The 26107-nt window shown below is 73.9% G+C and carries 27 protein-coding genes; 15 read left to right on the top strand and 12 right to left on the bottom strand.

What is annotated here, in order from left to right; all coding sequences use genetic code 11:
• The first annotated feature begins 302 nt into the window (after window positions 1-302).
• On the top strand, window positions 303-497 hold the full coding sequence (locus VGL20_11285) for a hypothetical protein (protein ID HEY2704263.1): 195 nt from the start codon (window positions 303-305) through the stop codon (window positions 495-497).
• Here the strand turns inward: VGL20_11285 and VGL20_11280 are convergent, their stop codons facing one another.
• The 3 genes from VGL20_11280 to VGL20_11270 all read right to left on the bottom strand — a co-directional run bounded on the left by VGL20_11280 (window position 498) and on the right by VGL20_11270 (window position 4773).
• Window positions 498-1070 carry a PDZ domain-containing protein gene (locus tag VGL20_11280; protein ID HEY2704262.1) on the bottom strand — a complete coding sequence of 191 codons (573 nt, stop codon included), beginning with the start codon at window positions 1068-1070 and terminating at the stop codon, window positions 498-500.
• Between the two features lie 11 nt (window positions 1071-1081).
• Window positions 1082-3745: a DEAD/DEAH box helicase family protein gene (locus VGL20_11275; GenBank protein ID HEY2704261.1), complete on the bottom strand. Its 2664-nt coding sequence runs from the start codon at window positions 3743-3745 to the stop codon at window positions 1082-1084.
• Window positions 3746-4116: 371 nt separating this feature from the next.
• Window positions 4117-4773, bottom strand: a complete 657-nt coding sequence (locus VGL20_11270; GenBank protein HEY2704260.1) for a hypothetical protein — start codon at window positions 4771-4773, stop codon at window positions 4117-4119.
• A gap of 324 nt (window positions 4774-5097) precedes the next feature.
• Here VGL20_11270 and VGL20_11265 point away from each other — a divergent pair, with 324 nt between their 5' ends.
• The 5 genes from VGL20_11265 to VGL20_11245 all read left to right on the top strand — a co-directional run bounded on the left by VGL20_11265 (window position 5098) and on the right by VGL20_11245 (window position 10349).
• Window positions 5098-6414 (top strand): phospholipid carrier-dependent glycosyltransferase, encoded by a 1317-nt coding sequence (locus VGL20_11265; GenBank protein ID HEY2704259.1) that lies wholly within the window; start codon window positions 5098-5100, stop codon window positions 6412-6414.
• Window positions 6399-7577 (top strand): mannosyltransferase family protein, encoded by a 1179-nt coding sequence (locus tag VGL20_11260; protein ID HEY2704258.1) that lies wholly within the window; start codon window positions 6399-6401, stop codon window positions 7575-7577. Before VGL20_11265 ends, VGL20_11260 begins: the two co-directional genes overlap by 16 nt.
• Window positions 7578-7625: 48 nt before the next feature.
• Window positions 7626-8090 carry a hypothetical protein gene (locus tag VGL20_11255; protein ID HEY2704257.1) on the top strand — a complete coding sequence of 155 codons (465 nt, stop codon included), beginning with the start codon at window positions 7626-7628 and terminating at the stop codon, window positions 8088-8090.
• A gap of 135 nt (window positions 8091-8225) precedes the next feature.
• Window positions 8226-9164: a CoA ester lyase gene (locus VGL20_11250; GenBank protein HEY2704256.1), complete on the top strand. Its 939-nt coding sequence runs from the start codon at window positions 8226-8228 to the stop codon at window positions 9162-9164.
• Between the two features lie 18 nt (window positions 9165-9182).
• On the top strand, window positions 9183-10349 hold the full coding sequence (locus tag VGL20_11245) for an acyl-CoA dehydrogenase family protein (protein ID HEY2704255.1): 1167 nt from the start codon (window positions 9183-9185) through the stop codon (window positions 10347-10349).
• Window positions 10350-10356: 7 nt separating this feature from the next.
• On the opposite strand, the gene VGL20_11240 is transcribed toward VGL20_11245, so the two are convergent.
• The 3 genes from VGL20_11240 to VGL20_11230 all read right to left on the bottom strand — a co-directional run bounded on the left by VGL20_11240 (window position 10357) and on the right by VGL20_11230 (window position 11755).
• Window positions 10357-10494 (bottom strand): hypothetical protein, encoded by a 138-nt coding sequence (locus VGL20_11240; GenBank protein ID HEY2704254.1) that lies wholly within the window; start codon window positions 10492-10494, stop codon window positions 10357-10359.
• A gap of 98 nt (window positions 10495-10592) precedes the next feature.
• Complete coding sequence (locus VGL20_11235) at window positions 10593-11018, bottom strand: NUDIX hydrolase (GenBank protein HEY2704253.1); 426 nt, start codon at window positions 11016-11018, stop codon at window positions 10593-10595.
• Entirely contained in the window at window positions 11015-11755 is a 741-nt protein-coding gene (locus VGL20_11230; protein HEY2704252.1) for a response regulator transcription factor, read from the bottom strand. Before VGL20_11230 ends, VGL20_11235 begins: the two co-directional genes overlap by 4 nt.
• A gap of 141 nt (window positions 11756-11896) precedes the next feature.
• On the opposite strand from VGL20_11230, the gene VGL20_11225 reads away from it, so the two are divergent.
• The 4 genes from VGL20_11225 to folK all read left to right on the top strand — a co-directional run bounded on the left by VGL20_11225 (window position 11897) and on the right by folK (window position 15331).
• Window positions 11897-12970: an ATP-binding protein gene (locus tag VGL20_11225; GenBank protein ID HEY2704251.1), complete on the top strand. Its 1074-nt coding sequence runs from the start codon at window positions 11897-11899 to the stop codon at window positions 12968-12970.
• 62 nt (window positions 12971-13032) lie between these two features.
• Entirely contained in the window at window positions 13033-13551 is a 519-nt protein-coding gene (locus tag VGL20_11220; protein HEY2704250.1) for a MaoC family dehydratase, read from the top strand.
• Complete coding sequence (gene folP / locus VGL20_11215) at window positions 13548-14783, top strand: dihydropteroate synthase (GenBank protein ID HEY2704249.1); 1236 nt, start codon at window positions 13548-13550, stop codon at window positions 14781-14783. The genes VGL20_11220 and folP overlap by 4 nt, the downstream gene beginning before the upstream one ends.
• Window positions 14780-15331, top strand: a complete 552-nt coding sequence (folK, locus tag VGL20_11210; GenBank protein ID HEY2704248.1) for a 2-amino-4-hydroxy-6-hydroxymethyldihydropteridine diphosphokinase — start codon at window positions 14780-14782, stop codon at window positions 15329-15331. Before folP ends, folK begins: the two co-directional genes overlap by 4 nt.
• Here the strand turns inward: folK and VGL20_11205 are convergent.
• The 4 genes from VGL20_11205 to VGL20_11190 all read right to left on the bottom strand — a co-directional run bounded on the left by VGL20_11205 (window position 15258) and on the right by VGL20_11190 (window position 18057).
• On the bottom strand, window positions 15258-15920 hold the full coding sequence (locus VGL20_11205; protein HEY2704247.1) for a hypothetical protein: 663 nt from the start codon (window positions 15918-15920) through the stop codon (window positions 15258-15260). The two genes, folK and VGL20_11205, sit on opposite strands and share 74 nt — an antisense overlap.
• Before the next feature lie 3 nt (window positions 15921-15923).
• Window positions 15924-16178, bottom strand: coding sequence for a hypothetical protein (locus VGL20_11200; protein HEY2704246.1), 255 nt, complete (start codon window positions 16176-16178; stop codon window positions 15924-15926).
• Between the two features lie 61 nt (window positions 16179-16239).
• Window positions 16240-16950 carry a response regulator transcription factor gene (locus VGL20_11195; GenBank protein HEY2704245.1) on the bottom strand — a complete coding sequence of 237 codons (711 nt, stop codon included), beginning with the start codon at window positions 16948-16950 and terminating at the stop codon, window positions 16240-16242.
• Between the two features lie 39 nt (window positions 16951-16989).
• A complete protein-coding gene (locus tag VGL20_11190) occupies window positions 16990-18057 on the bottom strand; it encodes a peptidoglycan bridge formation glycyltransferase FemA/FemB family protein (GenBank protein HEY2704244.1) in 1068 nt (355 codons plus the stop codon).
• A gap of 213 nt (window positions 18058-18270) precedes the next feature.
• Here VGL20_11190 and VGL20_11185 point away from each other — a divergent pair, with 213 nt between their 5' ends.
• Together VGL20_11185 and VGL20_11180 are read left to right on the top strand one after the other, a co-directional pair.
• Window positions 18271-19479, top strand: coding sequence for a DUF4388 domain-containing protein (locus VGL20_11185; protein HEY2704243.1), 1209 nt, complete (start codon window positions 18271-18273; stop codon window positions 19477-19479).
• Complete coding sequence (locus VGL20_11180; protein ID HEY2704242.1) at window positions 19431-21233, top strand: Ig-like domain-containing protein; 1803 nt, start codon at window positions 19431-19433, stop codon at window positions 21231-21233. The genes VGL20_11185 and VGL20_11180 overlap by 49 nt, the downstream gene beginning before the upstream one ends.
• Here the strand turns inward: VGL20_11180 and VGL20_11175 are convergent.
• Window positions 21230-22012 carry an HAD-IA family hydrolase gene (locus VGL20_11175; protein ID HEY2704241.1) on the bottom strand — a complete coding sequence of 261 codons (783 nt, stop codon included), beginning with the start codon at window positions 22010-22012 and terminating at the stop codon, window positions 21230-21232. The genes VGL20_11180 and VGL20_11175 overlap by 4 nt on opposite strands.
• Window positions 22009-23250, bottom strand: coding sequence for a glycosyltransferase (locus VGL20_11170; GenBank protein ID HEY2704240.1), 1242 nt, complete (start codon window positions 23248-23250; stop codon window positions 22009-22011). The genes VGL20_11175 and VGL20_11170 overlap by 4 nt, the downstream gene beginning before the upstream one ends.
• Window positions 23251-23341: 91 nt before the next feature.
• Here VGL20_11170 and VGL20_11165 point away from each other — a divergent pair, with 91 nt between their 5' ends.
• From VGL20_11165 to VGL20_11155, 3 genes are read left to right on the top strand one after another with little or no spacing between them, the layout of a single operon-like run.
• Window positions 23342-24571, top strand: coding sequence for a glycosyltransferase (locus VGL20_11165; protein HEY2704239.1), 1230 nt, complete (start codon window positions 23342-23344; stop codon window positions 24569-24571).
• The gene (recF, locus tag VGL20_11160; GenBank protein HEY2704238.1) at window positions 24568-25752 is read left to right on the top strand and encodes a DNA replication and repair protein RecF; all 1185 of its coding nucleotides are present in this window, start codon (window positions 24568-24570) and stop codon (window positions 25750-25752) included. Before VGL20_11165 ends, recF begins: the two co-directional genes overlap by 4 nt.
• On the top strand, window positions 25749-26093 hold the full coding sequence (locus VGL20_11155) for a DUF721 domain-containing protein (protein HEY2704237.1): 345 nt from the start codon (window positions 25749-25751) through the stop codon (window positions 26091-26093). The genes recF and VGL20_11155 overlap by 4 nt, the downstream gene beginning before the upstream one ends.
• The last annotated feature ends 14 nt before the right edge of the window (window positions 26094-26107 follow it).

Here is a 26107-nt window from a genome sequence, read left to right as displayed (position 1 = left end):
TGGGCGGCGAGCGCCGCCGCCGACCTGGAGGCGCCACCGGGCCAGCTCGACCTCGGAGTCTGACCGAGCGGTCGGGAGGGAACAAGGCACTTCTTTCTCGGGCCGGAATCGGCGAAGATACCTGCTGGCGGTCGGCCCCGGCCGGCCGCGCGCCCTGGAAGATCCCAACCCCACGGTGTCCGGCCCGCAGCGAGAGGGGTGCTGTGGCCGACCTGGAACCGGCTCCGGGAGGAGGTACCGCAATGGCTATGGTCGCTCCACGACGCAACGAACGCGGACGGCGTCCCGCCCCGAGTGGTGTGGTGCTGCGCAACGAGGCCGAGACGCACGAGGTCGAGGTGGCGCGCGCGCTCAACCAGTGGGCGGTCACGGTGACCAGCCTTGCGGACGGCAGGATGATCTGCCAGGACTTCTTCAACCGGCGCTGGGAGGCGCTGGCCCGCGCGGAGGACTTCGCGAGGCTCCTGAACCGCAAGGAGCCGCCTCCCGGCTGGTAGTCAGCCGGCCGGGGCCCCGTCCTCCCCGCCGTCCCGGGGAAAGGCCACGGGCAGCACCACGTCGCCGCCGTCCCTGCGGACGGTGAGGGTCATGGTGTCGCCTGGCCTCCGGGCGGCGACGGCGGCGCGGAACTGATCGGCGCCACCCGCCAGGCTGTAGGCACCCACGCCGGTGATCACGTCGCCGGGGCGGATCCCCGCCTCGGCGGCCGGCGTGCCCGGGGTCACCCGGCCCACCTCGACGCCTCCCGCCGCGGCCAGGCCGCGCTCGCGGGCGAGCTCCGGGGGGACCGAGCGCACCGCCGCGCCGAAGCTGACCGGGGGCTCCTCGGCCTGCTGGGAGGGGAGGAAGCGGGCGAGCTGGACGGGGTCGTAGCCGACCAGCATGCGCTCGCCCACCTGGACCGCGGGCACCGCCACCCGGCCGAGCTTGCCGAAGAGCACCGCCGCGGCGGAGGGGTCGTTGTGCACGTCACGGGTGGTGAAGCGGTGCCCCCGGGAGCGGAGGTGCGCGACCACCGCCTCGGAGTCGGGATCACCGCCACGGACGTAGACGGTGATCGGAGCGGCCACGGGCATCGCCCCTAGTCGCCCCCACCCCCGGAGGGCGCCTCGGCCGCCGGCGCCGCCCCGGCCGGAGCCGCGGCGCCACCCTCGGCGCCCCCGCCACGCCCACTGCGGCGGCGGCGACGGCGGCGGCGGGCGCGGGTGGCGTCGCCCCCCTCGGGCACCTCTCCACCCCCGTCCGCCTCGGTGGTGGCCGCGGCGGCGGCCTCGGGATGCGCCTCGGCGCCGGTGCCGGTGCCCCGGCCGCGGCGGCGGCGGCGGCGGCGGCGCGCCGGCGTCCCGTCGGCGCCGGCCTCGCTCGCCGCGGGGGGGCCGCCGGCGGCGGCGGCAGCCTGCTCCTCCGTGCCCGGAGCCGCGGTGACCTGCTGCTGCTGGCCGGGACGGCGGGCGCCACGGCGGCGGCGCCGGCGGGCGGGACGCCCCGGGGTCTCGACGTCGCCCTCGCCCCCGGCGGCGACGGGGGGCACCGCGGGGCGGCGGCGCGGCGCCTGGGTGCGCTTGGTCGGGGTCACCAGCTCGCTGGCGGGGAGCCATCCGCCGGTGGAGCGGGCGGCCTCGACGAGCACTCCGTACATCGACTCCTCGCCGGCGCGGAGGGTGGCGCTGTCGCCGATGCAGGCGACCAGCCGGCGGGCTCGCGAGATCGCGACGTTGAGGCGGTTGGGCACCCGCAGGAACCCGATGCGGCCGCGCTCGTTGCTCCGCACCAGCGAGATGACCACCAGGTCCTCCTCGCGCCCCTCGAACGAGTCGACGGTGTCGATCTTCACCGGCCGCTTGAACTTGCGCCGTCCCAGGGCCTGGCGGAGCCGCTCGACCTGCTCGGCGTACATCGCGATCACCGCCATGCTGAGGTCGCGCGGGCAGCGCTCGTCGAGCAGCCGCACCACCTGGGCGGCGATCCGCACCTCGGCCTCGTTGCGGAGCGCGCCGCCGGGGCCGCGGCGCTCGCTGCTGCCCTTCATCCCCTCGGTGTCGACGAAGTGCAGCGCCACCGGGAAGGGCTTGCGGGTGACGAACGAGTAGGCGCGCACCTCGGCCGCGTCCTCGAGCTGGTTGTCGTACGACGCCTTCGAGACGTAGGCGGAGATGTCCGGGTGCATGCGGTGCTGGACGGTGAGCAGGCACTTCGCGTCGTCGACGAGGCCGCCCTCCCAGCACTGCTCGAAGAGGCTGCGGTTGACCAGGTCCTCGAGCGCCGGGTCGGTCTCGACGATGCCGTAGAGGGCATCGTCCTCGACCGGGGGCAGCTGCTTGTGGTCGCCGACCATCGCCACCGCCGAGCCCAGCCGCAGCGCCGGGAGCGCCTCGTCGGCGCGCGCCTTGTTGGCCTCGTCGAGGATGACGATGTCGAAGTTCATGTCGGTGATGCCCGACGTCGCCGCGGTGGCGCAGGTGGCGAAGTAGCAGTTGGCGGTGAGCAGCCGGGGGTCGTCCTCGTCGTCGCAGCGGAACTGGTCGACGGTGGGGTGCACCCGCTCGGCGCGCGCCACCCGCACCGCGCGCATCCCCGGGGTGCCGGCGAGCCGCTCCAGCGCGTTGTCGACGGCCAGGTTGCTGTGCGAGGTGACCAGGATGCGCTGCTCCGGGTCGGTGGCCAGCCGGCGCTTCACCGCCTCGACGATGACCGTCGTCTTGCCGGTGCCCGGAGGCCCCTGGATGAACACGCACTGGCCGGCGCTGCAGTTCGAGAGCAGCGAGACCGCGCGGTTCTGGGGGGCGTTGGGGATCATCCCGTCGGTCAGCCATCCCGCCCCGTCGATCTCGTCGGGCAGCGGCGGCGCCAGCGTCCGCGGCGCCACCAGCAGCTGGGCGAGCAGGCCGACCCCGTAGTCCTTGGTGGCGATGGCGGCGAGCACGCTGCGCTTCGCCTGGTAGAGGGCGCGGTTGAACGAGGGGGTGATGTAGCCCTCGGTGCCGGCGTGCTCGAAGGTGCGGCAGACCACCTCCACGATGCGGCGGTGGTGGTCGATGCGACTGACCCGGCCGACGAAGTTCGGCTCGTCCTCGGGCTCGACCAGCACCGCGGCGTCGGCCTGCAGGTTGAGCGGGTCCTCCGGCGGGATGGTGAACTCGACCTTGCCGACCTCGGGCTGGCGGCGGTCGGCCTCGGTGAAGACCCGCCCGCAGGAGGGGCAGCGCTCGTGGTCGTCGGGCCGCCAGAGCGCCCGGCAGTTGCGGCAGCGCCACGACTCGCGGGCGGCGGTGAACCGGGTTCGCTGGGTGGCCGCCCGCTGCTTCTCGGCGCCCTCCAGCCGGTCGACCAGCTTGAGGGTGGCGTACAGCTGCGGCGAGACCGCGGCGCGCCGGCTCGACTCCCGCCAGTCGAGCAGCCGGAAGGTGTCACTGACGGTGCCGTTGTCGGCGCTGACCACGGGGTGGCGCGCCGTGATCGTGAGCACCTTGGCGCCCTCGGGATGGCCGCTGGTGGGCTTGACCGCGTCGACGCGGAGGGCGAGGTGCTCGCGCACCCCGTCGGGCGCCGCCTGCACGGCGCATTGGAGGGTGAGGTCGGGAAGGGCGAGCCGCACCTGGGGCGGCTCGGCGTCGGTGAAGGAGACGGTGAGGTGGTCGAGCTCACCGAGGCGTTCGGCGAAGACCGCGCGCGGATCCTCGCCGTCGGCGCTGTGGCCGTTCGCCAGGGTCGAGAGGATCACCATGGCGTCACTGCCATCGGGCACGAGGAGATGCAGCCTGTCGATGGCGAGGTCGGGAGCGATCAGGGGAGGTCAACCTCGAGAGCGCCGTCCATGCGTGCATCGCACCGGCGCAAGTGCTCTGGCGAGGTCTTCGTACGCACGCGGCGGCCTCACGACCGGCGCACGGCGGCGGGCGACGCAGGCGTCCACCCGGAGCTGCGCACGAATCCTATCGCCGGAAAGGACTATATCTGAAACGACCCGCCGCGTGGTGGTCCCAACCGTGACAAGTCCATGGCGATGCTCCCGACGGTGAGGCTCGAGCCTCCCCTGGTACAGAAGAAGGGCCGCCCCGATCCGGCCGGGACGGCCCTCCTTGTGTCACGTCTTGGTTGGTTGGTCGATTCCCGGGGCTAGCGGCCCTCGCGACGTCCCAGCTTCCGGGCGAAGCCGAGAGCGGCGCCACCGATCGACATCAGCGCCATGCCGCCGAGGAAGGGCGCGTCCGCGCCGGTCTGCGGGACCACGGCGGCGGCCTTCGGGGCCTGGGTGGTGGTCCCCTTCACCACGGGCGGGGGAACCTGCTGCTGGGTGACCGGGGTCGGGGTCGAGCTGCTGCCGCCCCCGTTGTCGGACTTGCACGAGTTCTCGAGGATGAACTCGACCTGGCGGTCGGGGTCCGAGAACTTCAGGTCGATGTGCCAGCCGTTGTCCTGGGCGGAGAAGCCCTTGTCCTTGAGGTCGCTGATCAGCTCCCTGGCGTCGATGGTGGCGATGACCTGCTTGTCCTTGCCGCCCTTGTCGTACTTCCAGGTCATCTCCTCGACCTGCTTGTCCTTGCCGTTGTGATCGTCGAAGTAGACGGTGAAGTCGCCGCTCTTGTTGTGGAGGTCGTTCCCCCACACGAGGACGTCCTTGCAGTCGCTGATGACCCGGACGAAGTCACCGGCGGCGGGGCCCTTGTCGGACCCGTCGGCGGTCACCCAGACCTTGTTGTCAGCGATCTTGGTGTCCGCCGAGACGTGGCTTGCGGCGAACCCGGAGACGGATGCGAACGCGAACCCGGACACGCCGAGAACGACGCCGAGCACGCGCGCCTGGATGGGAGAAACAGTCGGTCGGACCACTGGGACGTCACCTCGCTGTGCGGCCTCTCTCGGGCACGCAACGGTTGCTGCAGCAGTCCCGCCGGCCTGCACCCTTCCACCGATGCCGTGAGGCCCCCCCGTGCTACCAACGCTCCCAACGGGACGGGGGCTTCGCGGACCCGGCGCTCATGTAACGCGGAGTTCCCATCAATCTTTCACTCGCCACGAACTCACCAGCGGCGGCCTCGCTACCATCCCCGGTCGCCCGATCCCAGAAGGAGCCGCGCCACGCCGGAGACCGCGACCGTGCCCGCCCCCGCCTCCCTCGCCCGGCGCTCGTGGGCTCGAGGCGCGACCCTCCTCGCCAGCCCCCGCGCGCCGTTCGCGCTGCTGGCGCTGGTCTCGCTGCTCTCGCTCGGCGCGCGGGCCTGGTGGCTCGACCACCCCTCCAGGGCGCTGATCTTCGACGAGGCCTACTACGTCAACGCCGCCCGGGTGATCCTCGGGTTCCACGTCCCCGGCGGCGACCACTACGCGGGCTCGCCCGCCGGTCTCGACCCCAACCAGGAGCATCCCCCGCTGGGCAAGCTGCTCATCGCCCTGGGGATGCGCGTCTTCGGCGATGGGGCGCTGGGCTGGCGGATCCTCCCGCTGATCTTCGGCTGCCTGGCCATCCTCGCCATGTTCTGGGTGGTCCGGGCCGCCGGCGGCGGCGCCTGGCTGGCGCTGGGCGCGGCCGGGCTGATGGCCGCCGACAACCTCTCGCTGGTGCACGGGCGGATCGCGACCCTGGACGTGTTCGTGGTCGTCTTCATGCTCGCCGCCGCCGCCCTCTACCTCCGCGACCGCCCGGTGCTCGCCGGCGCCCTGCTCGGCCTGGGGGGCTGCGTGAAGCTGGTCGCCCCCTACGCGCTGATCGCCCTCGCCCTGCTCGAGGCCGGCCGGGTGCTGCTGCGCACCCGCGGGACGGATCTCTCGCTGCGCCGCCGGGCGGTCGAGCGGCTGGCCCCGCTGGCCACCTGCGCTGCGGTGGCGATGCTCGTCTACCTCGGCGTGCTCTACGGCCTCGACCACTTCTGGTCGGCGTACCACAACCCCCTGGTGCACACCCGAGCGATGTTCGACTACGCCGCCAAGCTCACCAGCCCCCACGGCCCCGAGGGCATCGCCTCCTACCCCTGGCAGTGGCTGCTCAACCAGGAGCCGATCAACTACTACACGGTGAACACCAACGTCCTCAGCGACGGCAAGGTGACCGCCACCCACCCGGTGGTGGCCTTCCAGGGGCTGATGAACCCGGCGATCATCCTGCTCACGCTGCCCGCCCTCTTCCTCGCGGTGCACACCGCCCGTCGCGACCGCGACGACCTCTCGCTGCTCGCCGTCGCCTGGTTCCTGGGGACCTTCATCCCCTTCGTGGTCGCGGCGGCGCCGCTCGGCTCCTTCGGCAACCGGATCAGCTACCTCTACTACATGGTGATCGTGCTCCCCGCCGTCTACCTGGCGGTGGCGCGCCTGCTCTCCCACCCGAGCCTGCCCCGGGCGGTGCTGGCCGGCTACGCCTGCATCCTCGGCTACTGGTTCGAGGCGCTCTATCCCTTCCGAACGTGGTCCGGGGGCTGACCCGGGTCCGGGCTGGGCTGGGCGACCCGGCGCTGCGCCAGGCCCTCGCCATCGTCCTCGGCCTGCGCGTCGCCCTCGGCCTGATCGCCTGGGGCTCGGTGATCGTCGACCCGATCACCGGCGTGGGCGGGGACCACCTCGAGCTGCTCACCCCCCAGGGCTCGCGGCTCTGGCCGTGGGTGGGACCCTGGCAGCGCTGGGATGCCCTCTGGTACGAGCACATCGCCCGCAGCGGCTACGGCCACGGCGACCCCGACGCCGCCTTCTTCCCCCTCTTCCCCGGCGCCGTCCACGTGCTCTCCCCCCTGGTCGGGGGCAACCCCGCCCTCGCCGGGCTGCTGCTCAGCACCGCCGCCCTCGTCGCCGCCCTGGTGGTGCTCCACCACCTCGTCGCCGGCGACCTCGACCGCGGCACCGCCGACCGCACCATCCTCTATCTCGCCGTCGCCCCGGTGGCCTTCTTCCTGCTCGCCGCCTTCACCGAGTCGCTCTTCCTCCTGCTCGCCACCACCTCGATCCTCGCCGCCCGGCGCGGCCGGATGGCGGGGGCCGGGGGGCTGGCGGCGCTCGCCGCCCTCTGCCGCCCGACCGGGGCGCTGCTGGTCGCCCCCCTGCTCGTCGAGGTCGTCGCCGACGCCCGCCGGCGCCGGGCGGACGGCCTCTCGCCGCTCCGGGTGGCGCATCTCTTCGCACTCCTGCCGCTGATCGCCATCGCCGGGTGGGACCTCTACATCCGGCTGCGCCTCGGCGTCGACGGCGGGGTGCTCAGCCTCCAGCGCGAGGTCTGGGGGAACCACTCGGTGGCGCCCTGGACCGCGCTCCACGACAGCCTGCGCACCGTCCTCGACGGCGGCCACCCCGAGGAGGTGCTCAACCTGGTGGGCTCGCTGGCGCTGGTGATCTCGATCCCGCTGATGTGGGGCCGGGTGCCCGCCTCCTACCTCGCCTACGCGGTGGTGAGCGCGCTCCCCATCGTCTGCCGCGAGTCGCTGGTCACCCCGCAGGAGAGCAGCGCCCGCTACCTGCTCACCGTCTTCCCGGTGTTCGTGCTCCTCGCCCGCGCCGGCCGCCGGCCCTGGGTCGACCGGCTGGTGCTGGTCACCTTCCCGGTCCTGCTCGGCGCCCTGGTCGCGCAGTTCACCCACTTCTCCTTCCTGGGCTGAGGCGGACCTCCGCCGGCCGCGGCGGCGAGACGGTGCCATACTGGCGGTGTGGACGCGCAGCCGCCGTCGCTCGACCTCAGCGGCCTCCATCGGGAGCTCGACCGGCTGAAGACCTCGCTCTGCCGCTGCAACCACAGCGGCGAGTGCCTCGCCTGCCGCGGCTTCGAGGTGCTCCGCGAGCAGTCCCAGATGGTGGCGGCCGCGGCCTCGCAGCCGGTGCTGATGCAGGTCGCGCAGGAGGCGGCGGTCAAGGACCTGATGACCCAGCTCGGAGGCATCCAGGAGAAGCTGGTCGACGACCCCCGCCTCCACGAGCTGCTCGGCCAGCTGGTCGAGCGGGTGCAGGAGGACCTCGGCGGTCCCGAGCACCTGCAGCAGCTCTTCGGGAGCATGGGCGGCTTCCCCGGGTTCCCGGGCTTCCCCGGCTTCGGCGGCCGGACGCCCCCGGACGACGCGGGCACGCCACCCGACGACCGCCCGCCCTCACCGCCGCGCCCGCGCAGCGAGGACTGACCCGCCGCCGGTGGCGACAATCGTCTGACGCAACGCGTCATTTCAGAGTGCCTCGTTAGAATGTCCGGGACGGCCGCACGGAGCCGTCCAGCGCGCCCCCGCCCTCTGGCCCCGGGGGCGAGGAGGTCCGCGTCCATGCCCCAGCGCCTTCGCCGGTCGGTTCTGGCCTGTCCCGGCAGCAACCCGAGGATGATGGAGAAGGCCGCGTCCAGCGCCGCCGACGAGGTGTTCCTCGACCTCGAGGACGCCTGCGCCCCGCTGGAGAAGCCCGGGGCCCGGGCAAAGATCGTCGAGGCGCTCACCGCCCACGACTGGGGCACCAAGACCCGGGTGGTGCGGATCAACCAGGTGGGCAGCCGCTACGCCTTCCTCGACCTGCTCGAGGTGATCCGCGGGGCGGGCTCGGTGCTCGACTGCATCATGGTCCCCAAGGTGCAGAACGCCGGCGACATCGCCTTCGTCGACCGCGCCCTCACCCAGCTCGAGCAGGAGTTCGAGCTGGAGCCGGGGAGGATCGGCATCGAGGCGCAGGTCGAGGACGCCCAGGGCCTGATGAACTCCGACGCGATCGCCTTCTCGAGCCCTCGGCTGGAGACCCTCACCTACGGTCCCGCCGACTTCTCGGCGGCGATGCAGCTGCCCTCGCTGACCGTGGCCAACGGCTCGCCCGACTACCCCGGCGACGCCTTCCACTACGTGCTCTTCAAGCTGGCCGTCTCGGCTCGGGCCGCCGGCATCCAGGTGATCGACGGCCCCTACCTGGCGATCCGCGACGTCGAGGGCTACACCCGCGCGGCCCGCCGGGCAGCGACGCTCGGCTACGACGGCAAGTGGGTGCTCCACCCCGGCCAGATCGACGCCTGCAACGCCGCGTTCACCCCGAGCCAGGAGCAGTTCGAGCGCGCCGCCGGCATCCTCGACGCCTACCGGCACGCCACCGAGGTCGAGCGCAGGGGCGCGGTGATGCTCGGCGACGAGATGATCGACGAGGCGTCGCGCAAGATGGCGACGCAGTTCTACCTGCGTGGACGTGCGGCCGGTCTCGAGCCCCGGCAGGCCGCCGCGGCCGGCTGAGGGGAGTTGAGGAGCCACATGGCGAGCACCCTGGACGGACTCACCACCGAGCAGCGCGATGTCATCGCCCTGGTCCGCGACTTCGTCGAGCGCGAGATCATCCCGGTGGCCCACAGGCTCGAGTACGACGACACCTACCCCGAGGCGATCGTCGCCAAGATGAAGGAGCTCGGCTTCTTCGGGTTCGCGATCGACGAGGCGTGGGGCGGCGCCGGCCTGAACATGGAGACCTATGCGCGGGTCTGCGAGGAGATCGCGCGCGGCTGGATGTCGATCACCGGGGTGATCAACACCCACTTCATCGTCGCCTTCCTGCTCCAGCAGTTCGGCACCGACGACCAGAAGCAGCGCTTCCTCCCGAGGATGGCCACCGGCGAGTACCACGCCGCCTTCTCGATGAGCGAGCCCAACTGCGGCTCGGACGTGCAGGCGATCCGCACCCGTGCGGTGCGCGACAACGGCGAATACGTGATCGACGGCACCAAGATGTGGGTCACCAACGGCGAGCGTTCCACCGTCGTCGCCACCCTGGTGAAGACCGATCCCAGCGCCAGGCCGGCACACAGGGGGATGGCCTGCATCCTCGCCGAGAAGAAGTACCCGGGTCTCAGCGCCAGCAAGCACATCCACAAGCTCGGCTACAAGGGCGTGGAGACCACCGAGCTGGTCTTCGAGGCCAACCGGCAGCCCGAGGCCAACCTCCTCGGCGGCGTCGAGGGCCGCGGCTTCCAGCAGATGATGGCCGCGATCGAGGTGGGCCGCATCAACGTCGCCGCCCGCGGTGTCGGGGTCGCCCAGCGCGCCTTCGAGCTCGCCCTCGCCTACGCCCAGGAGCGGCAGACCTTCGGCAAGCCCATCGCCGAGCACCAGGCGATCCAGTTCAAGCTCGCCGACATGGCGACCAAGATCGAGGCCGCCCGGCTGCTCACCCAGAAGGCCGCCCGCACCAAGGACCGCGGCGAGCGCACCGACCTCGAGTCGGGGATGGCAAAGCTCTTCGCCACCGAGACCTGCATGGAGGCGGTCAACGAGGCGATGCGCATCCACGGCGGCTACGGCTTCAGCCGCGAGTTCGAGATCGAGCAGCTCTACCGCGACGCGCCGCTGCTGTGCATCGGCGAGGGCACCAACGAGATCCAGCGGATCATCATCGCCAAGCGCCTCCTGGAGCGGGCCAGGAGCTAGGGCGCTCTCAGCGCAGGGCAGCCTCGACGGTGGTCACGGGCATGCTCACGGCGATGACGCAGAGGGCGAGGAGCATGGCCACTGCGGTCTCGCCCATCCACGACGCGGCGCGACGGATCATCACGGTGGCAACCTCCTCTCTCATCGTTCGGTCCGTGCCGGGCGGCGGACCTGGGACGCAGTCGAACTGTCGCAGGAGGCGGGCGCGTATCCGGTGACACGCCGGTCACGATCCCCCGATGATCAGCGCGACAGCGGGTCGGCGGCGGCCCGGGCGAGGATCTCGCGGTCGTGGTCGTTGCTGAGCATCGCCGCCGCCTCGGCGGAGTCGAGCCAGCGCAGCTCGTCGACCTCGGCGTTGGGCTCGAAGCCGTCGGTGCCGTCGAGCGCCTCCATCAGCCAGTAGTCGGCGGTCTTGGTGCGGCCACGACCGTCGAGGTAGCGGGTGGTGCCGACGTGGGGGCCGAGGCGACCGCTCAACCCGGTCTCCTCCCTGACCTCGCGCACCGCCGCCTCCTCGAGGCTCTCCCCCTCCTCGAGCTTGCCCTTGGGCAGGCTCCAGTCGTCGTACCGGGGGCGGTGGATGATCGCCCAGCGGCGGTGGCCGCCGGGCCCGCGCCGCCAGACCACGGCGCCCGCCGCCCGGACCTCGGGCGGGGCCTCGCTCATCGCTTCGCCGCAGGCGCGGGCTCGGGGGTGGCGGCGTCCTCGAGCCGGTCGAGGCGGTAGCCGACACCGAACACGGTGGTGATGCGGAAGGGCAGGGCGGCGAAGCCCTCGAACTTCTCGCGCAGCCAGCGCACGTGGACGTCGACGGTCTTCCGGTCGCCGAAGAAGTTGCTGCCCCAGACCGCCTGGATGAGCCGCTCCCGAGACTGCACCCGGCCGGGATGGGCGAGGAGGTAGGAGAGGAGGTCGAACTCCTTGGGCGCCAGCCGCACCTCCTCGGCGTTCATGCGCACGATCCGGGCGCCGCGGTCGAGGGTGAAGCCGCCCAGCTCCTCGACCTCGGTGGCGGCGACGGCGCTGCCCCGGCTGAGCTCGACGCGTCGGAGGATGGCGGTGATCCTGGCCATCAGCTCGCTGAGCGAGAACGGCTTGGTGACGTAGTCGTCGGCGCCGATGCTCAGACCCACCACCTTGTCGACCTCCGCGCCCTTGGCGGTGAGCACGATGATCGGGGTGGTCATCTCCTGGCGGAGGATCCGGCAGACCTCGAGCCCGCTCAGCTCGGGGAGCATGAGGTCGAGGAGGATGAGGTCGGGGCGCACCCGGCGCGCCTCGGTGAGCGCCTCCGGCCCGGTGCGAGCCTCGTCGACCCGGTAGCCCTCCTTGACCAGGTTGTAGCGCAGCGTGTCGCGGATGTTCTCCTCGTCCTCGACGACGAGGATGCGTTTGGCGCTCATCCCAGTGTCCCCCTTCGGCGCCGGATCCGCCCTCTTCCTCATGCTGCGGGAGGTACAGCGTCGGGTGGGTTGTCCACATATTAACAGGTCCTTAAGCAGCCTTCCGCCACCGGACGGATGGCCGCATATACTCCCCCCACCATGTCGCCTGACACGGGGGCGCAGGGCCCCTCGGCCCTGCCCGTCCGGCTCTTCGAGATCGTCGCGCTGCGGCTCGAGGAAGGCCTGGTGGTGGTCGGCGCCGACCACCGCCTGCGCTTCGCCAACCCCGCGGCCCGGGTGCTGCTCGACCTCCCCGACGAGGTGGAGGGGCTGCGGCTGGAGGACAGCGTCCGCGACTACCGGATCCCGCTGATGCTGACCTCGTGCCTGGGCGGCGCCGGCGAGGTGGTCCGCGAGCTCGACGACCCCGCCGCCTCCCGCCACCTGGTGGTCCGCGCCCTGCCGATCGGCGAGGCGGTGGCCCAGCCGGTGGAGGTCGCCATCCTGCTCCGCGACGAGACCCGGCTCCGCCGCCTCGAGAGGGTGCGCCGCGACTTCGTCGCCAACGTCTCCCACGAGCTCCGCACCCCGGTCACCGCCATCCAGCTGCTGGTCGAGACCTTGCTCGGCGGCGCCCTCGACGACACCAGCGTCGCCGGCGAGTTCGTCAGCAAGATCGGCCTGGAGACCGCCCACATGGCCCAGATGGTGGCCGAGCTCATCGAGCTGAGCACCATCGAGTCCGGCCGGCTGCCGCTGCGACCGGTGCCGACCCCGGTGGAGGACCTGGTGGCCGCCGCCGAGCGGCTGCGCCCGCTCGCCGACGAGCGCCGCCAGGAGCTGCGCCACCAGGTCGAGCCCGGCACCCCCGCGGTGCTCGGCGACCCCAGCCGCCTCGGCCAGGTGGTCCGCAACCTGGTCCACAACGCCATCAAGTTCACCCCCGAGGGCGGGGTCATCACCCTCTCCGCCCGGGGCCGCCACCACCGCGGCCGGGAGCTGGTCGAGCTGCGCGTCGCCGACACCGGCTGCGGCATCGCACCCGAGGAGCTGGGGCGGGTCTTCGAGCGCTTCTACAAGACCGACCGCTCCCGCGGCCGCGACGGCGAGGGCACCGGCCTGGGCCTGGCGATCGCCCGCCACACCGTGGAGGCGCACGGCGGCAGCATCGAGGTGGAGAGCAGCCCCGGGGTGGGCTCGGTGTTCATCGTGCGGCTGCCCGGCGCGGGCTGAGCGGCGAGCCCGCACCCTCCCGCTACAGTTGGCGGCCTCCACCCACCCGGAGGTCCATCCCCGTGCAGTTCGGCAGGTACTACGAGGAGTTCGAGGTCGGCGCCACCTACCGGCACTGGCCCGGCAAGACGATCACGGAGGCGGACGACCACCTCTTCTGCATGATCACCATGAACCACCATCCTCTCCACATCGACGCCCACTACGCGGAGACGTCGACGCACTTCAAGCGCAACGTGGTGGTCGGCAACCTCGTGTACAGCCTGGCGCTGGGGATGAGCGTCGCGGACGTCAGCGGGAAGGCGATCGCCAACCTCGAGGTGGAGACGCTCAAGCACGAGAACCCCACCTTCCACGGCGACACCATCTACGCCGAGTCCACCGTGGTGGCGATGCGCGAGTCGCAGTCGCGCTCCGACCGGGGGGTGGTGACCGTGGAGACCCGTGCCTACAACCAGCGCGGTGAGCTGGTCTGCTTCTTCCGGCGGCGGGTGATGGTGCCGAAGAGATCCGCCGGACTGGTGCAGCCGCCCGACGAGCCGTTCGTCCCGCGCGGAGCCACGCCCGACCTGGAGCGATGACCACCCCGAGCGAGGCCGAGCTGGGGCGCTACAACGTCCGCCCCCTGACCCCGGGGCCGGAGTCGGCGCTGCGCGACGCGGTGCTCGCGCTCGGCGGCGGTCCCGCGGCGCTGCCGGCGCTGGCCCGGCACGGCCGAGCCGAGGCGATCGCGGTGAGCGGCCTGGCCCCCGACGAGTGCCGGGTGCTGGTCCGCGAGCTCCGCCGCCTCGGCGGCGAGGCGCTGACCTCGGCGCCGGGCGACCGCGCGCTGCTGCTCGGCCCGCTCAGTGCCTTCGGCGACCTGCCCTCGCGGCTGGTGGAGTGGGGACGGCGCACCGAGGTGCTCGGCGCCGCCCTCCAGGCCGCCCTCGCCGGGCGCGGCAGCCGGCCGGCCCCGGTCGCCGCCGGCGGCCACGTGCTCCGCTTCGACCGCCGGACCCTGGTGATGGGGATCGTCAACGCCACCCCCGACTCCTTCAGCGGCGACGGCACCGGCGCCGACCCGGACGACGCCGTCGCCCGCGGCCTCGCCCTCGCCGCCGCCGGCGCGGACATCGTCGACGTCGGCGGCGAGAGCACCCGGCCCGGCAGCAACCCGGTGCCCGAGGAGGCGGAGATCGCCCGGGTGGTGCCGGTGGTGCGCGAGCTGGCCGCCCGCCTCGAGGTGCCGGTGAGCGTCGACACCCGGAAGGCCGCGGTCGCCGGGGCCGCGCTCGAGGCCGGGGCGGTGATCGTCAACGACGTCTGGGGCCTGCGCCGCGACCCCGGCATGGCGGCGGTGGTCGCCGCCGCCGGGGCCGCGGTGGTGGTGATGCACAACCAGGCCGACCCCGAGTACGCCGACGTCGTCGAGGAGGTCTGCGCCGGTCTCCACGAGTGCCTCGCCATCGCCGAGGCCGCGGGGATCGAGCGCGAGCGGGTCATCGTCGACCCCGGCCTCGGCTTCGGCAAGACCGCGGCCCACAACCTCGAGCTGCTCCGCCGGCTCGGCGAGCTCCGCTCCCTCGACCGCCCCCTGCTGGTGGGACCGTCGCGGAAGTCGACGATCGGCGCCCTCCTCGGCGGGGCGCCACCCGAGCAGCGGCTCGAGGGCACCCTGGCGCTCTGCGTGCTCGCCGCCGCCAACGGCGCCGACCTGGTGCGGGTCCACGACGTCGCCGAGGTGGCCCGGGCGCTCCGGGTCGCCGACGCGGTGCTCCGCGGCACCCCCGAGGAGATCCTCGCGCTGCCCCGGCCCGGGCCCACCGGGTGACCCCGGGCGGCACCGCGGTGGCCTGGGTCTCCCTCGGCGCCAACCTGGGCAACCGCACCGCGGCTCTCCGGGCGCTGCGGGCGGGGCTGGCGAGCCCGCCGGTCCACCTCGAGGCCGCCTCGAGCGTGCTGCTCACCCGCGCGGTCGGCGTCCGGCGCCAGCCCGACTTCCACAACCAGGTGGTGCGGCTGCGCTCCGACGTCCCGCTGGCGCCGGCGGAGTGGCTGGGGCACTGTGAGCGCGCCCAGCGGGCGGCGGGGCGGCGCCCCACCTACCACTGGGGTCCGCGCCGCGCCGACGCCGACGTCCTCCTGCTCGGCGAGCGTGGCGAGGTGGCCGCCGACCACCCGGGGATGTGCGTCCCCCACCCCGAGCTCGGCAACCGTCCCTTCTTCTGCGCCCTGCTCGCCGAGCTCGACCCCGACCTCCGCCACCCCGACGGCTGGCTCCTGGTGGAGCGCGCCGGGAAGTGGGCTACATCGGCAGCCGGTCTGCCAGCTGAGGGACGAGCCGCAGCGCCGCCATCACCTGCGCCGCCATCGAGGTGAAGTCGGGGGGCTCGTCGAAGTCGATGAGCCAGGAGTGCTCGGCGGTCAGCTTCTCGACCAGCACCGAGCCGCCGAGGGCGGCGAGGCCGACGTGGACGCTGGGGCGGTCGTCGGTGGGGAAGGCCTTGCCGAGCAGCGTCTGCACGGTGTCGAGCCAGCCCGCCACCTCACCCAGCTCCTGGAGCTCATAGCCGCCGTCGCCGAGCACGAACTCGGCCTCGATCTCGACGAAGGGCTGGGGCTGGAGCCGCCGGTGGGGACAGTCCTCCTGCTCCTCGTCGTCGTGGTAGAGGTCGCAGTCGGCCCCCGGCCCGTAGGCGGCGACGTAGGTCATCAGCGCGTCCCAGACGAAGCTGAGATGGGCGTGGTAGCGGGAGGGCGGCTCGCTCGGCTGCAGCCGGACGGTGCACTCGAAGCGGCGCTCGCCGGCGCCGGGCTCGAGCTCGTGGCGGACGTCCTCGATCGACAGCCCCGCCTCGTCGAGGGCCTCGAGGAGGTCGGAGGCGAGCTCCTCGTAGCTGGGAAAGGGCTCCGGGCGGTCGCTGGCGGCCCCGTTCGACCTCTCGCCCCGCCGTGCGCGCTCGGCCACGCGCTACCGCTGACCCGTGCGTGCCCAGCGCGCCGCGGCCGTGATCACCGGGATCCCGAGGGCGACGACGAAGATGCCGAGCACGGTGAGGAGGAGCGGCTGCTCCGCCCTCGGAGTGGTCCAGTCGTCGACGGCCAGCACCCCGCCGGCGACCAGCCCGACCACCGTCAGCCCGAGCAGGAGCACGGTGATCGAGACCCAGGGGTCGGCGGGCGTGGGCGGCGCGGCGCGGATCTCCCCCCGCCGCGGCTGGAGCATCGGAATGGACATGTAGAGGCGAAGTCTATCCCTGTGCTCACCAGCACGGTGAACCGCCCCGTCAGGGCTTGGTGGCGGTGAACCGGTAGCCCACCCCCGGCACCGCCAGGATGTACAGCGGCTGGGAGGGATTCTCCTCGATCTTCCGCCGCAGGTTGCGGATGTGCACGTCGATGACCCGGGTCTCGATGGGGTGGTCGTACCCCCACACCGCGTTGAGGATCTTCTCCCGGGAGAGCGCCTTGCCCGCCTGGGCGGCGAGCAGGGTGAGGAGGTCGAACTCGGTGTGGGTGAGGTTGACCTCGATCCCCCCGCGGAACACCCGGCGCTCGTTGACGTCGATGACCAGGTCGCGGAAGACCATCCGCCCGTCGTCGCCGCGCTCCTCGTCCTGGCGCGCCTTGCGCAGGTGGGCGGCGATGCGGGCGAGCAGCTCCCGCGGCCGGAACGGCTTGACGATGTAGTCGTCGGCGCCGATCTCCAGCCCCACCACCACGTCGATCTCCTCGGTCTTGGCGCTGAGGATGAGGATCGGCACCTTGGAACCGGTGCGGCGGATGTCGCGGCAGATGTCGAAGCCGCTGATGTCGGGCAGCATCAGGTCGAGCAGGATGATGTCGGGGCGGAAGCTCTCCAGGGCGGAGAGCGCCTGGGTGCCGGTCTCCGCCTCCTGCACCGCATAGCCCTCCTGCTCGCAGGCGAGCCGGACGGTCTTGCGAATGAGCGCCTCGTCGTCGATGACGAGGACCCGTCGCTGTCCGTTCACATCCATCCCAGCGTCCGCATCAGGCGGCGCGATTCTATGGGCACGTCACCCTCCGCTGCCATGGTGCAGCCGCCGGCGCACCCGGCGTGCCGCCAGCCGGGCGGCCTCGGCGGCCTCGAGCGCCCGCCCCGCCAGCGGCCGGCGCTCCCGCCGCCACGCCCCCGCTGCGACCATCTCGTGGCCCCCGAGGGCCAGCTTGAACTGGCGCAGGCCGTGCCAGGGATGGCTCGCGTCGGCGTCGGGGGGGATGCCCCAGAGGTCGTAGCGGGTGCACCCCGCGGCCAGCGCCGCCCGCATCGCCGCGAACTGCATCAGCGCCGAGGGCTGGCGTTCGCGGTGCGCCGACGACGAGCCGCCGTACAGGTAGATCGCCTCGCCGGCGAAGGGCACCACCAGGGCGCCGGCCGCAACCTCGCCGTCGACGCTCGCGATCTGCACCCAGGCGCCCGGGAGGGCGGTGAGCACCAGCCGGAGATGGCCGGAGCCGGGCAGGACGATCCCCTGGCGTCGCTCGGTGGCGGCGCAGAGCCGCGCCAGCCGGGCGGCGGCGAGCCGCTCGTCGGTGAGCGTCTCCACGACCACGCCGCGGCGCTCGGCGAGGCGCACGTTGTAGCGGCCCTTCGGGCGCATCCGCGCCAGCACCGCGGCCTCGCCCCCGGCGAGGTCGACGACGGCGGTGTGGGAGGGCTGCACCGGGTCGACCGGCGCCCAGCCCGGGCCCAGCCGCCGCTCCAGCTCCGGCGCGTCCTCGCTCCAGGCGCTGGGCTCGACGGTGACGTGCACCGCTCCCAGCCGCGCGGCCAGCTCCTCGAGCGCGGCGAGGGCCGCCGCCCATGCGGTGGCGTCGGCGGGGGCGCAGGCGGGCCCGCGGGGGACGTAGACGCGGGGCGGCGCCCCCGGCACCACCGGAGCGGACAGCGCGGTGACCGGGAGGGTGCGGCCGGCGCCGGCGTCGACACGGAGTCGGTGCACGCTCCAGCCCGTCGCCGCCTGCACCGCGCCCCAGCCATGGCTCTGGAGCAGGTGGGCGCGCGGCCATCCCGCCAGCGCGCGGTCCCACGAGTCCGCCGGCGAGGTGGGCGGCGCGAGGGCGCGCGGACGCTCTGGCAACACGGAACTGGCGGATGTGGCAGCGGTCACGGCATGATCGCGGGGACGTCAGAGGGGGGCGGCGAGCGTGTCAGCGCGCGAATCGTTGCTACTATAGGCCGCCCACTGCCACAGGTCAGGTCGCCGGACCTATGCCCGCGGTGCAACGCGGTCGGCTGAGCCGCGCGGATGCCCCCCGGAGTAACCGCTCGACCAGCATGCTAGGAGGAGACCCGGGTGCAGACGCAGGGCTCGCTCGCGCAGAACAGCCTCGCCTCGTTGCTCGAGGCCATGCAGTCGGAGCGTGCCACCGGCACGCTCTCGGTGGCGTCCGGGGATGCCAGCTGCTCGCTCTATTTTCTCTTCGGACACCTTTTCCACGCCGCGGGTGATCTCGGCCAGGGAGAGGAGGCGGTGATCTCCGCCCTCTCCTGGAAGGACGGGCAGTTCACCTTCGACCCGCGGGCGAAGCTGCCCGCCGAGGAGACCATCAAGGCCGCCACCACCGAGCTCCTCGCCGAGGCCGAGCGCCGGCAGCCGGTGGCCGCCCCGAGCAACGGCAGCGGCCGCCCCCTCGAGGTCCAGGCCGTGGGCGGCGTCGCCGACAGCCGGGGCACGGGCGTGGCCACCGCGGTCGCGGAGCCGGCGAAGCCGGTCGCCTCCGCCGCCACCTCCTGGGGTTCGCCGCCACCCCCACCGACGCCGATCACGACGGGAGACACCATGGTGACCGAGACCGCAATCCCCACCATGGGCATCGCCCAGCCGCCCACCACGTCGCCGGACGCAGGCCAGGTCTACGGCAACCCCAACGCGAAGCCGCTCGGCGAGCTCTACCCGCTGCCCGCGGGCAAGCCGATCTACGAGGGCCTGAAGAGCGCCTTCGTCGACTTCCCCAAGCTGCTGCGCACCCTCGACACCGACAAGCTCACCGGCTACGTGCGGCTCGAGGGCCCCGGCTTCAGCGGCGTGCTCCTGCTCCACGACGGCCACGTGCTCGAGGCGCTGTTCAGCGACGGCACCCTCACCCAGGCCGAGATCGCGTTCCAGCACCTCCGCCGGCGCATGGAGCGCGGCGAGGGCCTGCTCGACGTCATCGAGCTGAGCGGAGAGACGGTGGTGGCGCTCGCCCAGCTGCTCACCGCCCGGCCGCTGTTCACCGGCCTGCTGGGACGCTTCGTCAACTTCGAGCAGCTCCTCGAGTACCTGTCGGAGGAGAAGGTCGACGGCTCCGTCGTGGTCGCCGGCGGCACCGAGACCGGGGTCATCCTGCTCCGCAAGGGGGCGCTCCACGGCGCCTACACCCACTCCCAGCGGGATCTCCAGGAGTCGCCGCTGGCGGTGAACCGGCTGGCGGCGGAGCGCCCGGCGCGCATCGAGGTCAAGGCCGGCGCGGGATCGCCTCCCGGCATCGACGTCGAGTCGGCGCTGCGCAAGCCTCTCTGACCGGGACCCGGATCGGGCGGCGAGCCGCCGCCGGAGGGATCGTCCTCGGCCTGGCGGCCGCGCTGCTGCCCGGCTGCGCAGGGGCGCCTCCGCAGATCATCGCGCTCAGCCCCGCCGGCGGCTCCACCAGCATCACCGCCGACGCCCCGATCAAGGTCGTGTTCGACCACCCCGTCGACCACGCCTCGGTGGCGCGGCGCTTCCGGGTGGAGCCACCGCTCGCCGGCTGTGACCTCGGGCACGCCTTCGGCGCCGCCGCCGGCGCCCCCTGCCGGGTCACCTGGCTGCCCGCGTCGGCGACCCTCGTGCTCGAGCACCGCGGCGCCATCTTCCTCCCCTCCACCAAGTACACCTTCCATATCGACTCGGGGGTGCGCGACACCGGCGGCGCGGCCAACTCCCTCGACCACCACTGGGAGCTCACCACCGCGCCGGCCCCGCAGCTGCTGAGCGGCAGCCCCTCCGACGGCGCCACCGACGTCCCCATGGACAGCCCGGTGGTGGTCTCCTTCAACGACCTCATGGACGGCCCCGCCACCGCCGCCGCGATCCACCTCTCCCCGGCGGTGGCGGGCACCCGGGTGGTGGCCAACCGCCGCGACCACGGCCGCTTCCTCCTGCTCCCCGGCCGGCTCCTCGACCCGGCGACGAGCTACACCGTGACCATCGGCAATGGCGCCCGCAACGAGCACCTCCAGCCGGTCCAGAGGGCGGTGGCGCTGCACTTCCGGACCGGGGGGCTGGGCCGCGCCGAGCATGCCCTGGTGCTCGCCGGCCGCCGCGGCGAGGCCGCCTCCGAGGTGCTCCTCACCGGACTCGGCGCCCTCTCCGACGGCGAGCCCGCGCCCGCGGCGACCGTGCTCCAGGCCGCCCGCTGCGCCCAGGCGAGCTGCGGCGCGGTGCCCCGAGGCGGAGCCCAGGCCGCCTACCTGGAGGCCACCGCGTCGCCGGACGGCCGCCGGATCGCGGTGGTCGAGCACGACCTCACCGTCGCCGGGGCACCACCCGAGCTCCACCTCATCGACCTCGCCACCGGGCTCGACACCGACATCCACAGCGGCGCCAGCCACCCGTCCTGGTCTCCGGCGGGCCGGCTGCTCGCCTACGGCACCGCCCAGACGGTGCACCTCTACGACCCCGTCGCCGACTCCGACCGGCTCCTCCCACCCGGCGACCCGCTCGCCGGCCAGCCCACCTGGAGCGGCGACGGCAGCGTCCTCGCGCTCCCCGTCCGCGCCCCCGACGGGCTCCTCCACGTCGACCTCGCGGATCCCGCGCTGGGCATCCGCTACCCGGTCCCCGGCATCAACGGCGAGGCCACCGCCCCGGCGCTCAACAGTGACGGCAGCGAGCTCGCCGTGCACCGCGAGGGCCGTGCCGAGGTCGAGGGCGGCTGGCTGGTCCGGCTGCGCGGCGGCGACCCCACCCCACGCCGTCTCGGCCCCGGCCTGACCCCGGTGGCCTACGCCGACGCCAGCACCCTGCTCGCCGTCGACCGGCCCGCCGGCGACACCCCCGGACTGGTGCGCATCGGGGTGCGCGGCGGCGACGTCACCCGCCTCGCCACCGGCCCGGCGGCCTCCGACCTCGACACCATCGCGGCGGCGATCTCCGGCGGCGAGATCGCCTACCTGCTCGCCGACCCGTCCGGCACCACCCAGGCCTACATCGAGAACGCCGACGGCAGCAACCCGGCGCCCCTGACCAGCTTCGTCAGCGAGGGTCTCGAGGCCTTCGCGGTGAGCTTCGCCTAGGTCTCGATCAGCGCCAGCAGCTCGCGGAGGTCGGCGACCACCGGGCAGTCGAGCACCGCGCCGCGGCTGCCGCCGAGGCCGTCGCGCAGGGCGAAGTCGAACATCCCCCGGCCGCCGCCGCGGGTGCGGTCGACGAGCACCCCGTCGATGCCGGCGGCGCGGGCGCCGAGCACGTCGGCGATGTAGTTGTCGCCGACGTGCAGGCTGGTCTCGGGGTCGGCGCCGGTGCGGCGGAGCGCCTCGCGGAAGATGCTGACGTCCGGCTTCTGCGACCCGGTCACGGTGGAGGCCACCAGGCAGTCGAAATACCCGTCGAGCTCGTGGGTGCGGCAGACGGCGACGAGCGCGTCGGTGAAGTTGGAGATCACCGCGAGCTGCACCCCCGCGGTGCGGAGCGCACCGAGCACCTCGTGGACCTCGGGGAACGCCCGCCAGGAGGGCGGCGACCAGAACCGCTCGGAGAGGGTCCGGGCCATCGTCGCGGTGTCGCCGGCGGCGCCGAGCTCGCCGAGGATGAGCTGGTTGTACTCCTGCCAGAAGGCGCGGGCGTCGACCATCGACGATTCGAAGGAGCGGCCGGTGCGCAGCGCCTCGCGGTAGTGGCGCTCGCCGGCGTGGAGGGCCGCCGCCACCCCCGCCGGCTCGACCTCGAGGCCCAGCTCGCGGCAGGTCTCCAGGTACACCGTGGGCACGTCGGGATGGACGTACATCAGGGTGTCGCCGAGGTCGAGGAAGACGGTGCGGAGCGGCGGTGCTCCGGCGGGACGCAGCCCGGTCACAGGCAGCCGCAGGTCTCGAGCGTCCCGGCCGCCTCCGGGTACTCGACGCAGTCGTAGAGGGCGAGCAGCCGCTCCACCGAGCGGTCCCAGGTGTAGCGGCCGGCCCGCTCCCGCGCCGCCGCGCCCATGCGCTCGCGGAGCGCGGTGTCGCCGAGCAGCTCGCCGATCCGGCCGGCGAACGCGGCGGGGTCGCGACCCTCGAGCAGGAACCCGGTGACGCCGTTCTCGACCACCTCGACGAGGCCGCCGACCGCGGTGGCCACCACCGGGGTGCCCGAGGCCTGGGCCTCGAGCGCCACCAGCCCGAAGGACTCGGTGTGGGAGGGCACCACGCAGACCTCGGCGAGGGCGTACAGCTCGGCGAGCCGGCTCGGCGGCACCGCTCCGAGAAAGCGCACCCGGCCCTCGAGCCCGCGCTCGCGCACCAGCGCCTCGAGGCGGCCGCGCTCGCCGCCGGCGTGGCGCGACTGGCGGCGGCCGTCGCCGCTGTCGTCACCGCAGACCAGCGCCACCACGTCCTCGGTGCCGGGGCTCCGGAGCAGCTCGGCCACCGCGTCGATGAAGAGGTCGGCCCCCTTCAGGCGCTCGAGGCGGCCGGCGTACACCACCACCCGGCGGCCGAGCAGGCCGAGCCGGGCGCGGGTGCGCCCGGTGGGGCGGGGCTGGTAGTGCTCCATGTCCACCCCCGGCGGCACCACGCACACGGTGTCGGGGTCGACGCCGTAGAGCTCGATGAGCGCGCGCTCCTCGGCCGGGCTCATCGCCACCAGCCGGCCGGCGGCGCGGGCGATCACCTGCTCGGCCTCGCCGCGGGTGGGCTCGTCGGGCATGCCCGCGGCTGCCTTCATCCGCGCCAGGGTGTGGAACGAGTGCACCCACGGCACCGCCCACTGCAGGGCGGCCCGGCGCGCCACCCATCCGCTGAGCCAGTAGTGGGAGTGCACCAGGCGGTAGGGGCGCCGCTCCGAGGCGACGTGCTCGAGCAGGGCGCGGGTGAAGAGCGGCAGCTCGGCGACCAGGCGGCTCTTCGGCAGCGGCTCGGGGGCGCCGGCGTCGAGCCGCACCAGGCGGCTGCCCGGGGCGATCAGCTCCTCGGCCGGGGCGTGGGGATCGTCGCGACGCACGAACACGTCGCTGGGGACGCCGCGCGCGCTGAGGCCGGCGCAGAGCTGGTGGACGGTGAGGTTCATTCCCCCGTTCTCGCCCTTGCCCAGCCGCCCGACCGGGGAGGCGTGCATCGACAGCACAGCGATTGCCCGGCGGGCGCTGTTCGGTCCGTCGGGACGCCTGCTCTCGAAGGTCATGTGCCTCGGAGGTAGGGTATCGCACATGCCCGACGCCCCCGTGACCGCCGCCTCCTCGGAGTCCGCCCCGAGCGCGCCGCCGCGGCCGCCGAGCCCTCCGCGCACCGTCCTCCTCCTGCTCGCCGACACCGGTGGCGGCCACCGCGCCAGCGCCCAGGCGGTGGCCCGCGAGCTGGTGCGCCTCCCCGACGCACCCGCCCCCCACCTCCTCGACCCCTTCGTGCACGCGGCACCGCGGCCGGTGGGCTGGACCGTCGGTCTCTACTCGCCGCTCATCCGCCACCTCCCCCCGCTCTGGGGCGCGCTCTTCCACGCCAGCAACTCGCGCCCCGCGGTGGCCGCGCTCCGCGCCACCGTGCTGCGGCTGCTCGAGCCCGGCCTCACCGAGCTGGTCGACGCCCACGCCCCGAGCGCGGTGGTGTCGTTCCACCCGCTGGTGAACCATGCCGCCGCCCGGGTGCTGCAGCGCCGCACCGGGCCGGCGATCCCGCTGATCACGGTGATCACCGACCTCGTCGACGTGCACTCCGCCTGGATCTGCGACGACATCGACGCCATCGTCACCCCCTCGGCGGCCGCGCTCAACCGCATCCGTGCGGCGGGCATCGACGCAGACCGTTGCTTCGACCTCGGGATGCCGGTCGACGAGAGCTTCACGGTGCGGCCACCGACCCCGGTCGAACGGCGCGAGCTGCGCCGCCGGCTGGGGCTCGACCCGGGCCGGCGCACGGTGCTGCTCGCCGGCGGCGGCGAGGGCTCGGGCGGACTGCTCCGCCGCGCCCGGGCGATCTGCGCCGCCGGCGTCGACCTGCAGCTGGTGGTGATCTGCGGTCGCAACACGGCGGTGCGAGAGCGGCTGCTCGCGCTCGAGCCGCGGCCGCCGACCAGCCTCCACGTCGAGGGCTTCGTGCCCAACATGGCGGAGTGGCTGCGCGCCAGCGACCTGCTGGTGAGCAAGGCGGGTCCGGCGACGATCACCGAGGCGCTCTGCGCGGGGGTGCCGCTGCTGATCACCTCCCACCTGCCCGGGCAGGAGCGCGGCAACGTCGACCTCGTCGTCACCGTCGGCGCCGGCCGGCACGTGCCCGGTGACGGTGCCCTGGTCGACGCCGTCGCCGAGCTGGTGCGTCCCGGGTCGACGGGGCTGCTGGCGATGCGCGAGGCGCTCTCGGGCATCGCCCGTCCCCACGCCGCCGCCGCCACCGCCCGGCTGATCGCGCTGCTGTCGGCCCGGTCCACCAGCGGAGTGCGGTGAGCGCAGCCCCCGCCTGCCGCGTCGACGAGCTCCGCCTGTTCTGCTTCCGCAACTACACCGACCAGACCGTCGAGCTCGGCCCCGGGCTGAACGTCGTCTCCGGTCCCAACGCCCAGGGCAAGACCAACCTGCTCGAGGCCCTCGCCACCGCCGCGCTCACCCGCTCACCGCGTGCCGCCTCGGCCGCCGAGCTGGTCCGCTGGGGCAGCGACGCCGCCCGGGTGCGCGCCCTGGTGCAGCGGCCCGACGGCCCCACCGTCATCGACCTCCGGCTGCAGCGGCCGGCCGGCCAGGGCGCGATGGTGCGCACCGTCACCGTCGACGGCGTGCCCCGGGCCGCCCGGGCGGTGCTCGGCGTCTGTCCGGTGGTGCTCTTCTGGCCCGAGGACCTGCTCCTGGTGAAGGGCGCCCCGGAGGGACGGCGGCGGCTCCTCGACATGGTCGTCGCCCAGACCGATCCGCGCGCCGCCGCCGAGATGGTCCGATACCGGCGGGTGCTCGAGCAGCGCAACGCGCTCCTCCGCCAGGTGCGCCTCGGCCAGGCGAGCGCCGCGCCGCTGCGCGGCTTCACCGCCGAGCTGACCCGCTCCGCCGGGACGGTGCTGGTCGCCCGCCTGCGGCTCGTCGAGGCCCTCGCCCCGCTCGCCGCCGCCGCCCTGGGAGAGATCAGCGACGGCCGCGAGCAGGTCGACCTGCGCTACCGCGCCGAGGGGCTGGACGGCGACCCGCCGGCGACCGCGGAGGACGCCTCGGCCTGGCTGGCCGGGTCGCTGGAGGCACGCCGCGCCGAGGAGCTGGCCCGGGGGGTCACCGTGGCCGGCCCCCACCGCGACGACGTCGAGGTGCTCCTCGACGGACGGCCGGCGAGGGCGGCGGCGAGCCAGGGCCAGCAGCGCAGCCTGGTGCTCGCCTGCAAGCTCGCCGAGGTGCGCCACCTCACCGCCCTGCTCGGCACCGCGCCGGTGCTGCTCCTCGACGACGTGCTCAGCGAGCTCGACTCGCTGCGCCGCGAGCGGCTGCTCCGCGCCCTCGGCGCCGGCACCTCTCTGCAGACCGTGCTCACCACCACCGACCCCGCCGGCCTCGCCCTCGGCAGCGATCGGGTGCGCCACCTCACCGTGGCGGCGGGCCGGGTCGACCGCGTCCCCGCGGTGGTCGTCGAGGGAGGGTCGGCAGCATGAGCTCCGAGGCCGAGCCCGGCCGGCTTCCCGCGGAGCAGCGCCTCGACGCCATCGTGTGGCCGGCACTGCGCCGGATGGGGATCAGCCGGAAGGTCCGCGACGCCCAGCTCGACGACGTCCTCGCCGTGGTGGTGGGACCCCACCTGGCCCCGCTCTGCCGCCCCGCCGGCCTCGACCGCGGGGTGCTCACCATCGCCACCGCCCACGGCGCCCTCGCCCACCAGCTCCAGCTCGACTCACCCCGGCTGATCGCCTCGCTCAACGAGCACCTCGGCGGCGAGGTCGTCAAGCGGCTGCGCTTCCGCGCCCTCGACGGCGGCCCGACCGGCGGAACCCGCTGAGCCGCGGGGACCGC

The organism is Candidatus Dormiibacterota bacterium, from assembly GCA_036495095.1.
In the GTDB taxonomy this organism is placed as follows: Bacteria; Chloroflexota; Dormibacteria; order Aeolococcales; family Aeolococcaceae; genus CF-96.
Note: the sequence above shows the minus strand (reverse complement) of the source record. Positions and strands in the feature narration are given on the sequence as shown.